We start from the raw sequence: 12,562 nt of genomic DNA, 5'->3' as shown, positions 1-12,562 counted from the left end.
AGAATGAAAATCAATACTCGAATTACGGAAATGCTCGGAATCGATCTGCCGATCATCGGGGCTCCTATGTTTTTAGTCTCGTATCCGGATCTGGTCGTGGCCGTTTCGGAAGCGGGCGGGATCGGTTGTTTTCCTTCTCTTAATTATCGTTCTCCGGAACAACTCAAAGACGGTCTTCAGGAAATTCGTTCCAAAACGAAGAAGCCGATCGGAGTGAATTTAATCCTTCATAAATCGCATAACCCGAATTGGTCGAAGCAGTTGGAAGTCGTTTTGGACGCGAAGGTCGAACTTCTCATCACGAGTTTGGGAAGTCCCCGCACCGTCGTCAGCGAAGCGAAGAGCGTAGGCTCCAAAGTTTTTTGCGACGTGACCACGTTGAAACACGCGAACATAGTAGCAAAGGCCGGTGCGGACGCGTTAATCGCCGTTGCACAAGGCGCGGGCGGTCACGCGGGAAACATTTCTCCGTTCAGTCTTTATCCCTATCTGCAAAAGGAAACCGGTTTGCCGATCATCGCGGCGGGCGCGATTTCAAGCGGAGCGCAGATGGTCGCCTCACTCGCGTTAGGCGCCGATGCGGTTTACATCGGAACCAGATTGATCGCGACTCCCGAGGCGATGGCTTCGGAGGGTTATAAGCAGATGTTGATCGATTCCGGCCCCGAAGAGATCGTATATACGGAAAAGATTTCCGGAATTCCCGCCAACTGGCTGAAGAAGTCCGTGGAAAAAGCGGGCGATCTTTCGCACAGCGGAGAATCGCAGAACCTCGATCAGGAATACAAACGTTGGAAGGATATCTGGTCCGCGGGTCACGGAGTCGCTCAGATCGAGGGTTTGATCCCCGCTAAGGACGTCGTCCTCGGAATGGCGAAAGAATATCGGGATATTCTCGATCGATTGCCTCGTTGATTTCAGGCCCGTTCCGAGTTTGATAGAATATTATAAAGTTTTAATTTTTGGGGCGGGTTGCCGATGGTTTTGATAGATAAAATTTCAAAGATTCTCGATCGCAATCGGATTCTTCCCGGCGCAATCGCCGGGTTGATTACTGTTTTGGTTTTTAAGATTGTCCTCGGTTTTTTTCCCGAGAATTTTTATCTGGATCGGGACGACGGAATCATCACACTCAGTCACGCCAAAAATTTAACGGACTTCGGTTTTATCGGAGTCAATCCGAGCGGCGAACGAGTGGAGGGTTTTTCGTCTCCGCTTCAATTTTTGATCTTCTCCGTTCTTTCTTCGGTTTATACGTTTCATTATTCCGTATTCTTCGCGATTCAATGGTGGGTGACGACCTTTCTATTCGGGTTCGTGGTCTTTTCGATCTTCGAAGAGTTTTACGATAAGGAAAAAATCCGCAGTCTCGGTTTGGTTCTTTGCGCGTCCGCCTTACTTTCCGTTTCGTTTACCTTTCTCGCATGGCACGCGTCCGGAATGGAGAATTCCTGGGTGCATCTTCTTTATTTAAGTTATGCGCTCGTTCTGTTTAAGATATTAAACGGAAATCCGATTCCCGCCGTTTTTGCGGCTTTGATTCTTTTTGCGGCGACGATCGTAAGAATCGAAAGCGTATATCATCTTTTTCTAATCAGTTTTGTTTTTCTTTTTCTCGTTTATCGAAAGGGAGTTTCCTGGAAAGAAACGCTTCCTCTTTGGATCGCCGGAGCTCTTTGGGCCTTATTTTTTCTCGGAAGAATTTTATACTTCGGAAATCTGTTTCCGAACACTTCCACGGCTCAGGAAGTTTCTCTTTCCGAAAACGTAAACAACTTGATCCATTTGAATCCGGCGCTTTTGAAAAACTGGGAAATTTTTCGGTTCGGTTTTAAACAAAACTTGGTTTTGCTTCTTCCCTTATCCTTGGCGCTTCTGTTCTTAAAAAGAATTTCCTCTAAGGAAATTTTGTTTACGATCTTGATCGTCGCGCTCGCTCTTCCGGGTCTTTTGCACGCGTTCGTTTTGGGAAATTATCGATTGGATCCGGCGCGACCGATGACCTGGCTCGCGTGTGTGGGAACGGTTTTGTTTTTGATTCGTATCTCCGCGCTGACCGAAAAGAGAAAAATTTGGATTCTTCCCATCGTGCTGGCCGCGGGTTTTATCTCGTATAAAAATTATAAATTCAAGTCCTACGATCTTTGTTGTAGCTCCGGAATTTTCGAACAAAGAAGATTAGAAATTTTGAATGTTTCCAAAAAGGAAGAAATTGTTCGACCGTACGTCGCCATCGCGGATTTGGGCGCCGTGAGTTTTTATAAGGAATTTAATATTCTCGATTTGGGTTATCTCGGAAACCGTTTTCTTGCGAAAAATAAAAAGAATCCCTCCGCGGTTCAATCGTATTTGGAATTGAATCGCCCCGACGTTATAGAGGTTCATTTTCCTTGGAGTTGCGAATATTCTAAAATACTCAATCATTCTTTTTTTGAAAAGAATTATCGTCTTGTTTTACGATCTTCCGAAAAACCTCCGATCGAAATCTGTCCGGACGGAGGAAAGGTCGTTACCGGAACCTTTCTATACGAGGGAATGAGAACGGAAACGAAATCAGAGGATCGGGAAGTATATTCCAAATTTCTAAAGAATCCTTCTTTGGATGTTTTAAAAAGCGAACTGAAGATTTGCGAACTTTCGCCGAGCCGTTGCGGCGCGCGTTTTCGAAACGTGTATCGGTTTTTGCCCGAGTTGAAAAAGAACATTCAAAATTCGGAATGGACGGAAACGATTCAAATTCTTTCCAATCCGCATCTGCGGAATTATCTGGAAGTTCTTTGGAGATACGATTCTCCGAGTGAAACTCTCGTGGAAGAAGTGTTGAAGATTACGAATCCTTAAAAAACGAAAAAAGGAACGAGTTGTCGATCGATTGTCTCGTCGATTTCAGTCCGTCTCGTTTTGTTAAGCGAAGTTCGGATTTAGGGAATTCTTACCCGTTCTCCCCGGTTTCCCGAAATCGGAAACCGAGGAATCCATCGAAACGTTAAGCGACGTTATGCCTGTTTATTTCTGAGCGGAATCATGTGAAAGACTCCGAAGACGAGAATCTGAAGGGAATCCAAAACCGGATTGTTCGACTTGTGTTTGAACGTTAACCAGAAGTAGGCGATCTCGACAAGATGTACTACGAAGGTTCCGAATCCCACGGTTTTGAGTAAGAAGTCGAGCGGTTCTCCCATTTGGATAAAGCCGAAAACGTCGGCCCCGACCACGATCCAAAAGAATACGGTTCCGATTTTGACGGCTTGTAGCAGTGGATTCATTAGCTTGTTGTTCCTAAAAAAATTTCCGTTATTGAAACTCTTTCATCCGATCAGTCAAGGAAAAAAGAGACAATGGATTGACTCCCTTCGGTAAAGGCCGAAGCTGAAGGAATGTTGCCTTGTTGTCATCATATTCTTTCCTCGAATCGAAATGCGGGACCTTCTCCCTTTCCTTGGAAGAACCCGGAGAATCTTCCGCCTCTGCGCGACGACGAATCTCCTGCGCATCTTCCTCTTTTGGAAAAATACGGACTTCCGTTTATCATAGACATTCACACTCATTTTTTTCCCGAGTATGTGATGAAACGGATTTGGAAATGGTTCGACGGGGTTCATTGGGAAATCGCGTATCGGGAAAACGAAGAGAAGAGGTTGGAAACCTTAAGGAAGAATCGGATCTTTCACTTCACCACTTTGAATTACGCGCATAAGGAGAATATGGCCGAAGGTCTGAATCGTTGGGTTTTTGAAAATCACACGAACACACACGGAGTCGTTTTATTCGGTACATTCTTCCCTGAAAAAGGTTGTTACGAATATACGAAACGAGCCGTGGAAGAATTCGGATTTCGCGGTTTTAAACTTCATTGCGAAGTGGGGCGTTTGGATCTGACCCGTCCCGAACTTTCGGAGACTTTTTCCTATCTTGAAAAAAAGGAAATCCCTCTCGTGATTCATTCCGGCGACGCGCCGCTTCCGGGACCGTATACGAATATTAGATATTTCAAATCCTTTATCGAACGTTATCCGAAACTGAAGGTCGTAGTCGCGCACATGGGCGCTTCCGAGGTTTGGGAATATGCGGAACTTCTGAAGATTTATCCCGAACTTCGTCTGGATACGACGATGGTCTTCGTCGATTTTTTGGCGACCGGCGAACAAACCGATCCCTATCTCGAGATTTTGGAAAGTTTTCCGGACCGGGTTCATTTCGGTTCCGATTTTCCGAACATTCCGTACGCGCTCAGTCATCCGATCTGCAATTTGTTGAATTCTTCCCTGAGCAAGGAAACAAAACGTAAGGTGTTTCTGGAAAACAGCGCACATCTTTTGAAGATCCCGATTTAAAACGAAGTCCGATTTTTCTCGGATCGCGGGGGAGAATTCGTGCATTCGATCCCTCGAATGCGTTCGGAAAAAACTTGCCAGTGAGAGTTCGGTCTTTATCCTTTCTATATGCGCGGCATTTGGATCGGAATTTTAGGATTGGTTTTCGCCGGACTCTTTGCGTCCGATTGCGGAAAAAAAAGTCCCGTGTCCCAATCCGCGTCCGCAGAGGTTTACAAAAAAGTCGCCGAAACGTATTGTTCTCAGATGAGTCGTTGTAAGGAACCGTATATCGCTTCCCTCGAAGGCAAACTCAGAAAGGAAGCCGCTTTGACGTATCCCGATAACGCGCAGTGTTACAGCGACTTCAATTACGATTACGATAAGTCCGAGCCGATCGTATTAAAAAAACTAAGCAACAATCTGAAATTGGACGCCGAGCTTTGTATCAAAAGCGTGGAACGCGCGGATTGCGGTTCCATCGTAACGTATCAGATTCCGGAATGTGTGGAATACAATACGTTCCTAGAAACCTTATCGTCTCCTTCTTCCTCTAAGTAATCTAAGTAAGAATTTTTACGGATCGTCGATCTCTCGGCTACAATCGAAGCGCGTCGCGTTAGACGCGCTTGGTCCGTTTTTTCGGATTTATCTCGCTTCTACTTCGATCTTTTCGTCTTTTTCCTCTTCGGTTAGGACCGGACTGTCCAGTTGATCCAAAAGGGATTGGAGTAAAAAGAAGTAGGCGTTCACCTTTCCGGCGATTTCCTTTCCGTAAAGCTGAGTATACGTATTGATGAGGGATTGGTTTTCTTCCGTGTTTTTGGAATAGGAATTTTCGGCCAGTCCTTCCCAGAGAATTTCACCTTTGCCGCAGTGGATCACTTTTGCGAGCGCGCTCAGAGAAACCCGATCCGCGGTTTCCTTTTCCTGAATCTTCAGTTGAAAGATTCCTTGGACCTTTTTATCCGATCCTCCGCAGGTTCCGTTTCCGGAACGATACGGGTATATGATAAATTCCTTATGATGGGAAAGATAGTTTTCCGCGATCTTTGCGGCTAACTTTTTTTCGGAAGCCCCGGCTACGCTTTCCGCTGGAACGGAAACCGCCAGTCGTTTGAAGGTGTTCAGTTCCTTTTCCCAGACCGGTCCGGCCTTTACGTATTTTACCGTACAGTTCGCAACGGAGAACAACAGAGAGACGAGTATAAAAGAATATCGTAACATTCTAAATTATCCTTTTTTCTTTTTGGCGGGCGCCTTTTTAGCCGAAGCCGTTTTTTTCTTAGCGGCTTTCTTTTTGGAAACGGCAGTTTGCGCTCCGGTTCCGGTTTGCGACGAAAATTCCGAACTTTCCGACGCGGTGAAAGAATCCGATTCTTCCTCGCTGAAACCGATCGGTTTGGATTCGCTTTCTTCTTCCTTTCTGGAACGATATACGATTTCCAATACCGCGGGAACCAAAGTGAGAGCTATGATGAGAGAGGACGCGATCCCGATGCTCGCAACAACTCCGATGGACTTGAGTCCTTTCTGATCGGCGATCAAAAGGGAACTCCATCCTACAAGAGTGGTTAACGTGGATGCGATGATCGCAGGTCCGACCATGGACATGGCGCGAACCACGTCGTGATCCTCCCGAAAACGATAGTAGATATAAATTCCGTTTTGGATTCCGTAGCCTACGATCACAGGGAAGACGAGAACGTTCATAAAGTTGAGTTGGATTTTAAACGCCGCCATAATTCCGAGCGTCACGAAAATTCCGAGAACGAGCGGGATCAAAGAGATGAGCGCCGGAACGATTCCTCGAAAGAATAGAATCAGCACGATGACCACGAGAACCAAAGTGATGAGAAACGCCGCGACTCCTTCTCTTTGAACGATCTTGATGAGGTTGGCAAAAAGAATCAAACTTCCCGCGGTGTTCGAAACGTATTTATGGGATCGGGCTTGTTCCAGATTCGAGAAAGGTCTTGTCTTTAAGATAAAGGAAACGGTTCCTTCCAAAAGTCCGAGATCCTTAAATCGAGAAGCCGGATATGTGTTCAACGCGTTTACGATCAGACGTTCTTCGTTCGGAGTCCACTTGTTTTTGATCTGATCGTTTGCGACGTTTCCGTTTGCATCGTATAGAAGAGTGTTGAGAACCCTTCTGGATAGTTTAGGATAATGTAATTCTCCCACGGCGTCGAAAAACTTCAGAAGTTTTTGTCCGTGCCAAAGCGCGACCTTCGGATAGATAAATACGAGATGTCCTTTTTCTTTGGATCCTTTTACTTCCTTAAACTGAGAACTGAAGTAAACAGGAACCTCGGGAAGTCCGTATTCCTTAACGCTCAAATATCTTTTGACCACGGGAAGATATTTTCTTTGTTCCGGTTTTAAGAACGCCGCCTTGACGGGTTTCATATCCGTTTGCAGTTGTTTGAGAACTTTTAAATTGGCCCTTTGTTGTCCCTTCGGAGGCACGAAATTCCAAAGAGATACGACCTGATCCACGGAGCCCGCGATCTCGTCGGGAACGGGAGTCATATAATCGAACACCGCTTCGGATTCTTCCAAAGTGTCTACCACGATGACCTGCGGATCGGAACTGATATCGAAACGATCTCCGATCTCGTCGTAGAGATTGACCGAATCCAGGTTGTCCACCATCAGATCGCGTCCGTTGTAATTAAACTGGATTCCCGGACTGAAACTGAAAAAGGAAATCACGAACACGATCGCAATGACGACTAACGTCAAAAGGCCGGGTTTTTTATAAAAACGATAGAGAAGGGGGGACGTCGTCTGTTCCTTTGCGGATAACAAAAACTTGTTCTTGAGAGAAGGGAACAAACGGAACAACAACGTGATCTGAAGCGCGGTCACTCCGTACATCGAAACCGCGATGATCAAAATTCCGTAAGTCGCGATGATACCGAACTCGCTGAAACCTCGGAACTCGGAAAAGGCGAGAACCACGAACGCTGAGGTTGTGGTTAACGCGGAAATAAAGGAAGCGATTCCCGTATGATAGATCGTGTCCTTGATGGAACGAAGCATGTCTTGTTTGCGGGTGAATTCTTCCCGGAAACGATACAAGAATTGGATTCCGTAGTCGATCCCGAGTCCCATGAGAATGGACGCGATGATACTCGTGACGGAGTTGAGTTGTCCGATTACGATCGTGGTCAAACCGAAGGAGAATAAGATTCCAGAAAGAAGCGACACGAGAAGGATCACGATAAAAAGAGGATTTCTAAAAAAGAACAGAAGAAGAATCGCGATTCCGATAAAGGATGCGACCGCGATCGGTTTTAACGCCGCCATCAGGGTTTCGTAGTCGTCCAAATGAAGACGATACGTTCCCGTGTAACCGATCTGAATTCCCTTTTTATCGAGAGCGAGTTCGGCGACAACTTCCTTGATTTTTTTATCGAGTGCGATGTTGAATTCTATGTTCGTAAAGGAACCGGCGGGTTTGATGAGAAAGATCAACATTCCCTTGTCCGGTGAAATATTATATTCGTCGAATATATCCCTTTTTGCAAGTTTCTGATACTTGGCGAGAATATCGTTGAAGTCGGGATTGTATTCTTCGTTGTTCAGTTTGATGAAGAACGGATTGGCTCTTTCCACTTCTTCGTCGATTTTTCTTTTGACGCGTTTGCGAACCTCGGTCAAGTCCTCGGTCTTTAAGAAGAGGGGAAGACGATCCTGTAAAAAGGAAACGTTGTAACGATAGGAAATGTATTGAACGTAATCCTTTTCCTTCAGAAGTCTTTCGTTTAAAACGTCCGAAGCCTTCTTGATCGCATTCTCCCTTTCCTTATAATAGGAAACGTTTTTTTGTTTTACCTTTTCGGCTTCTTTCAGCTCGTTTTCGACGATCTCGGTTTGGCCTTTTTTCTTTGCGGCAAAAGCCTTAACGAGATGGTCCGTCATTCCCTTTTCGTCTTTGAACTTGATGCTGAGAATATAAAATCCGTTTCCGCCGATCATCTCGATCACTTTCTGCGTCTTGATGACGGAAGGGTTATCCTTCGGAAGAAGATCGAGGTTGTTGCTGTTTACCGTAAGTTTGGATGCCTGCCATAAGGAAAGAAGAAGAAATACGGCGAGAACGCTACAAGAACGGATCGGGTTTAGGAGAATCGAGTCTGTAAGTCTGGAAAGAAGCTGTCTCATTCTGGTTTAATTCTTTGCTTCTCTTTTGATCAAAGCGATGGTTTGTTTGATTCCGTTCTTTTTGATGGAAGGTTCCACCGATTTGACTCGGTTGGTTTCGGAAGCGTATTTTCCTTCGTTTAAGAAATCCGTAATATACCAAGCGCCGTCGATCTTCATCAGAATCCAGGAGAAGGTGATTCTTTCGGAACCGTTCCAGATGATGGAGGAAGCGAGAGTCGCGTTGTCTCCTTTGATGACCGGTTTTTCGTAATTGATGTCGATCTTGTCGAAGTATTTGTGAGCGATCGGAAAACTGCGGTGAACGATGAACTCGGAGATCGCTTCTTCGAATTCTTTACGATCCGCGTCGGCGATCTTACCGGAAGATTTTAAGAGTTGGGTGCTGAACTGCTTCACGTGGATAAGGGCGAGCGCCTTATCGTTCTTTTTGTATCGGATAAAACCGATGAGTTTTTTCACGGCGGAAGTGATTTGTTCTTCCGCGGAAGGAGCCTCTTCGCTCGGAGCGGGTGCGGTCGTTTCCGTTGCGGGCGGGTTGGAACTTTCGTTTTGCGTTTGAGCGGAAAGAAAGGACGGAGATACGAGGGAAAAAAGAAAAAGGATGGAAATTATTTTTTTCACAACACGATACCTGTTGTTTGTAGTTTGTGTAGATCGCCAAACCGAATCCGTCGGAGAATCGGTCGGAACCTTCATACAGCTTTCTTAATCTGTAGGCGGAAGTCAACGGAATAAAATCCGGCCTTGTCCTCGCTTTTGGATCTTTCTATAAAAGGGGAGACGAAATAAAATTCTACTTTTTTAAGTCCTCGTAATCGGGAAGAAATACTTTGAGATCTCCCTTCGCGTTGAGATTCAAATTTCCGAAAGAAAGTTGGACCAAAAGATTCTTCATATGAAAGTCGAGCAGATCGGACGGGTCCTGATCGATCAAAAGAAGACTCGTATTTTTTAAAGAAACCGAACCGACTTGGATTTCTCCGCCGGAGATTCGGATCTGATTCGGAGAACCGGGCTGAAACGTAAGATTCGGAAATGGAGAATCTTTCTTCGTATCGAATTTCACAAGAATTCGATCGGACAAAAGTTTGATCTCTTCGATCGTTCCTCGAATTCTTGGCGGCGGTAGAAGAAGAAAGGATTGGATGTGAAAACTTTTATCCACGATCCGCAGACCTCTTCCTTCCGGAATCGGAAGAAGTTCCTTAAGGCCGACGCCCAAACTCGATAGAAGATCTCCCGCGCCCGGAATTCCCGCGGCGTTCATCGTTTCCGATTTTAAGATCAGCTGAGAACTATTTGGAACGAGTTCGAGATCGCAGATCATTTCGACGTCGACCCAAAAAACGAGTTTGTATTCTCCCAAAATCCGAATCTTTCTTTTGCCGTCTTTTTCGATCGTGGATAGTTTCAAATTTCGTAATGGAAAGTTCGGAAAAGACTTTATGTTTTCGTTAAATAGATATTCGAGAACGGAGATTTCGAACTCCGTATCTCCCTGAAAAAGATCGAGATGAAAGGAAGACGGATCGTTGAAGTTTACGAGAGAATTCTTCCGGTTCGAAGACGCGATCACGGTCAGATGTTTTACCGTAAAGTAGATCTTATCCTCGAGTCTGAACTTGACGTTTTTGAGTTTGAGATACGCACCCGGTTCGTCCGAAAAAGGTTTATCCGAAATCGATTCGGAAACGATCGGACCGTTTGTAAAAAGATAAATCCAAAAAAGAATCGGCAGGTTCCGAAAAAATCGCATGGACGTATTCTCCATGAACGGCGGGAAATGGAAACCTTTTATTGACTCTAAAGATTAATCTTACCCGAACGAAGATACGGATCCAAGTCCGACGCCTCGTCCACGTCGTTGAGTTTGGGAAGAATCCAGACGTTTTTCCGCGATAGTTGCAATTTTTCTAATGTGATTCCGAACACACGATCCGTACTCCAAGGGATGCCTTCGAAAAGTTCCGGAGAATGCGATTTCGTACCTAAGAGATAATAACCTCCGTCCACGGCCGGGCCTAAGACGACGTCGGATTGATCGAGTGCGGAAAACGCTTCTCGAATGTGTTTGGTTTCGAGATCGGGACAATCGCTTCCGATGATGACCGTTTTTTCCGCGCCGGTTTCGAACGTTTCTAAAAACGCGTTCGCCATTCTGGAACCGAGATCCTGTCCCGTTTGAAGATGAGCGCTGAATTTGTTTCCCCATTTGTTGGAAACGAATTCCGGAATCGAATCAAAATATAGTCTGATCGGCAAATCCAAAACGTTGACTTGTTTTTGAGTCAGTTCCACGAGTTGTTCGTAGACGGCTAAGGCCGCTTCGTTGCCTAAGATTTGTGCGAGTCTTGTTTTCACTTGTCCCGCGACCGGGTTTCTTAAAAAAAGAATGAGTGCTTCTTTGGAATTCATGGATTCGATTTTTAACTCTGATAAAAAGAAAAGCGCTCGAAGTAACGCCGATTAGAATCCTGGTTGACCGCAGTTTTCATTCGGATATTTTATTAAGAACCATTCTTTTAAAGAAGGGTTATCTTACTGCGATCCTCGTTTCCGTAAACGAAATTTCGGTTTTTTAGGAGCGCTGTAAATAGGGAAATTCTAAGGAATTGAAAAAAGCGATTCAAGAGAATGTTGAAACTAGTATAGACCTCGTTGTGTGAGGGAGGATGTTTATGAAAATTTTTCGTAATTTTCTTTCTGCGGGAATTCTCGCAGTCGTTGTCTTCGGAGTTTTGTTCACCGGAGCTTGTAAGAAAAAGGAAAACAACAACGATACCGACAATGTGCTTCTCCTTTTGTTGGCGACTCAACCTTACGTGGAACAGAGTAAGACCGGATTTTTTATCATCGTTCCCAAAGGAATCGCTCAGTGAGGAATTTTAAAATGAAAAAGTCATGGGTTTTAATTCTTGTTGCGGTCCTTGTTTTTCTCGGAGCGGGACTTAGTTTTCGTTCGGATCGGGTTTCTTTTTTCGTAAGGGAAGATTCTCCCAAACCGTTTCCGGTTCGCTTGGAGCTCATTCAACCTTTACACGCGAACGCGGATAGTTGGGGTTTTGTGCGTCAGTCCGCGACTTGGGCGAGAGGAAATTCTCTTTTTATGGACGATCTGATCTTCGCGATCCGCAAAGCGTTTCCACTCGGAACCACGGCGAACATCACTCTTTCCAATCAACTTTTTAACGGACAATCTTATACTCTACGTTTGAAACTCAATTCGGGAAACGTTTCGTATCAACCTTCGACGCTCAGCGCCGCGGCTTCTTATACGAACTTTTTCGAACTTCGTTCCACATCCGATAACGGAGCGGCTCTTCAATTTTTCTTCGACGATGATCCGAGAGACGTTGCGGGCGACGGCGCCGTTCTTCTATATCAATTGAGCAGACTCGATCCGACTCGTTGGTCCGGAGCGACCGCGATCATCGAAAGTTACGTTAGGCAACCCGTTGTGACCGGATTCGCAAACCAAGGTTTGATTCAAACGTATTCTTGGAAAGGTTCGCTCGGATCCGATGCGCTCGGACAAGACGTGGATACGGGAAGAGTAATCCTCGAAGAGATGGACAACCGCACCGTGTTCTGTTTTAAATCCGTTGTGAGCTTTAACGGAACCACGGATCTCGTGACGATCAACGCGGGAACGACCGCGCTCGGTTATTCTCACAACAACGGACTTTGTCCCGGAGCTGGAAGAGAATACTACAAACTCGCTTACAGCCAAAAACTCGACGGAAGTTTGAACGTTACCGCAAAAGGCGGCTTGGAACAAACCGCGATCACATCGGGTCAAGCGATCACTTGCAACAACACGGTCAATCAGTTCGTAAACTTCACGCCGACGTACGGACTTTTTAACTTCAACGGATTTATCGCGGAAGGAGTCGCTGCGAGCGCGATTCCGGCCGACTTCATTCAATCTACAAGAGTGGATTCGTTGTATGATCGGGTCGGAACCGTGGGAAAATCCAGCGCGACTACCACTCCAGCGGGTTCCAGCTGGGATACTTTGACAAAAGCGTATATCGACGCGCTTACGATCAATTTCGCAACCGTTCCTTAAGACG

General features: G+C 45.6%; 12 protein-coding genes. 6 read left to right on the top strand and 6 right to left on the bottom strand.

Translation table 11 applies throughout. The annotated features are described in order from the left end of the window. Positions 1-3: 3 nt before the first annotated feature. Both LEP1GSC052_RS08190 and LEP1GSC052_RS08185 read left to right on the top strand, forming a co-directional pair. Positions 4-915, top strand: coding sequence for an NAD(P)H-dependent flavin oxidoreductase (locus LEP1GSC052_RS08190; RefSeq protein WP_010575317.1), 912 nt, complete (start codon positions 4-6; stop codon positions 913-915). Between the two features lie 63 nt (positions 916-978). Continuing rightward, positions 979-2,841: a hypothetical protein gene (locus LEP1GSC052_RS08185; protein WP_010575316.1), complete on the top strand. Its 1,863-nt coding sequence runs from the start codon at positions 979-981 to the stop codon at positions 2,839-2,841. A gap of 155 nt (positions 2,842-2,996) precedes the next feature. Here the strand turns inward: LEP1GSC052_RS08185 and LEP1GSC052_RS08180 are convergent, their stop codons facing one another. After that, positions 2,997-3,266 (bottom strand): DUF1145 domain-containing protein, encoded by a 270-nt coding sequence (locus LEP1GSC052_RS08180; RefSeq protein ID WP_010575315.1) that lies wholly within the window; start codon positions 3,264-3,266, stop codon positions 2,997-2,999. Positions 3,267-3,377: 111 nt separating this feature from the next. On the opposite strand from LEP1GSC052_RS08180, the gene LEP1GSC052_RS08175 reads away from it, so the two are divergent. Next, positions 3,378-4,334, top strand: coding sequence for an amidohydrolase family protein (locus LEP1GSC052_RS08175; RefSeq protein ID WP_010575314.1), 957 nt, complete (start codon positions 3,378-3,380; stop codon positions 4,332-4,334). 108 nt (positions 4,335-4,442) lie between these two features. Further along, entirely contained in the window at positions 4,443-4,874 is a 432-nt protein-coding gene (locus LEP1GSC052_RS08170; protein WP_020986033.1) for an LA_2478/LA_2722/LA_4182 family protein, read from the top strand. An 87-nt stretch (positions 4,875-4,961) separates the two neighbouring features. On the opposite strand, the gene LEP1GSC052_RS08165 is transcribed toward LEP1GSC052_RS08170, so the two are convergent. From LEP1GSC052_RS08165 to LEP1GSC052_RS08145, 5 genes are all read right to left on the bottom strand, one after another. Next, complete coding sequence (locus LEP1GSC052_RS08165; RefSeq protein ID WP_020986395.1) at positions 4,962-5,540, bottom strand: MXAN_6521/LA_1396 family lipoprotein; 579 nt, start codon at positions 5,538-5,540, stop codon at positions 4,962-4,964. 6 nt (positions 5,541-5,546) lie between these two features. After that, the gene (locus LEP1GSC052_RS08160; protein WP_010575311.1) at positions 5,547-8,486 is read right to left on the bottom strand and encodes an efflux RND transporter permease subunit; all 2,940 of its coding nucleotides are present in this window, start codon (positions 8,484-8,486) and stop codon (positions 5,547-5,549) included. A 6-nt stretch (positions 8,487-8,492) separates the two neighbouring features. Then, entirely contained in the window at positions 8,493-9,110 is a 618-nt protein-coding gene (locus tag LEP1GSC052_RS08155) for an ABC transporter substrate-binding protein (RefSeq protein WP_040913392.1), read from the bottom strand. 172 nt (positions 9,111-9,282) lie between these two features. After that, positions 9,283-10,245 (bottom strand): hypothetical protein, encoded by a 963-nt coding sequence (locus LEP1GSC052_RS08150; protein ID WP_010575309.1) that lies wholly within the window; start codon positions 10,243-10,245, stop codon positions 9,283-9,285. Positions 10,246-10,292: 47 nt separating this feature from the next. Further along, positions 10,293-10,904 (bottom strand): TIGR04282 family arsenosugar biosynthesis glycosyltransferase, encoded by a 612-nt coding sequence (locus LEP1GSC052_RS08145; RefSeq protein ID WP_020985937.1) that lies wholly within the window; start codon positions 10,902-10,904, stop codon positions 10,293-10,295. Positions 10,905-11,167: 263 nt separating this feature from the next. Here LEP1GSC052_RS08145 and LEP1GSC052_RS08135 point away from each other — a divergent pair, with 263 nt between their 5' ends. Beyond that, positions 11,168-11,368 (top strand): LIC12338 family lipoprotein, encoded by a 201-nt coding sequence (locus LEP1GSC052_RS08135; protein ID WP_010575305.1) that lies wholly within the window; start codon positions 11,168-11,170, stop codon positions 11,366-11,368. Positions 11,369-11,379: 11 nt separating this feature from the next. Next, complete coding sequence (locus LEP1GSC052_RS08130; RefSeq protein ID WP_010575304.1) at positions 11,380-12,558, top strand: LIC_12337 family protein; 1,179 nt, start codon at positions 11,380-11,382, stop codon at positions 12,556-12,558. The last annotated feature ends 4 nt before the right edge of the window (positions 12,559-12,562 follow it).

The organism is Leptospira kmetyi serovar Malaysia str. Bejo-Iso9 (assembly GCF_000243735.2).
Taxonomy (GTDB): Bacteria; Spirochaetota; Leptospiria; order Leptospirales; family Leptospiraceae; genus Leptospira; species Leptospira kmetyi.
This window is presented reverse-complemented; position numbering and strand designations above follow the sequence as displayed.

What these genes read in the sequence shown, in the direction of transcription:
- LEP1GSC052_RS08190 (WP_010575317.1), top strand. Translation starts at nt 4, where the DNA reads ATGAAAATCAATACTCGAATTACGGAAATGCTCGGAATCGATCTGCCG.
- LEP1GSC052_RS08150 (WP_010575309.1), bottom strand. Translation starts at nt 10,245, where the DNA reads ATGCGATTTTTTCGGAACCTGCCGATTCTTTTTTGGATTTATCTTTTT.
- LEP1GSC052_RS08135 (WP_010575305.1), top strand. Translation starts at nt 11,168, where the DNA reads ATGAAAATTTTTCGTAATTTTCTTTCTGCGGGAATTCTCGCAGTCGTT.
- LEP1GSC052_RS08185 (WP_010575316.1), top strand. Translation starts at nt 979, where the DNA reads ATGGTTTTGATAGATAAAATTTCAAAGATTCTCGATCGCAATCGGATT.
- LEP1GSC052_RS08145 (WP_020985937.1), bottom strand. Translation starts at nt 10,904, where the DNA reads ATGAATTCCAAAGAAGCACTCATTCTTTTTTTAAGAAACCCGGTCGCG.
- LEP1GSC052_RS08170 (WP_020986033.1), top strand. Translation starts at nt 4,443, where the DNA reads ATGCGCGGCATTTGGATCGGAATTTTAGGATTGGTTTTCGCCGGACTC.
- LEP1GSC052_RS08180 (WP_010575315.1), bottom strand. Translation starts at nt 3,266, where the DNA reads ATGAATCCACTGCTACAAGCCGTCAAAATCGGAACCGTATTCTTTTGG.
- LEP1GSC052_RS08160 (WP_010575311.1), bottom strand. Translation starts at nt 8,486, where the DNA reads ATGAGACAGCTTCTTTCCAGACTTACAGACTCGATTCTCCTAAACCCG.
- LEP1GSC052_RS08175 (WP_010575314.1), top strand. Translation starts at nt 3,378, where the DNA reads ATGTTGCCTTGTTGTCATCATATTCTTTCCTCGAATCGAAATGCGGGA.
- LEP1GSC052_RS08165 (WP_020986395.1), bottom strand. Translation starts at nt 5,540, where the DNA reads ATGTTACGATATTCTTTTATACTCGTCTCTCTGTTGTTCTCCGTTGCG.
- LEP1GSC052_RS08130 (WP_010575304.1), top strand. Translation starts at nt 11,380, where the DNA reads ATGAAAAAGTCATGGGTTTTAATTCTTGTTGCGGTCCTTGTTTTTCTC.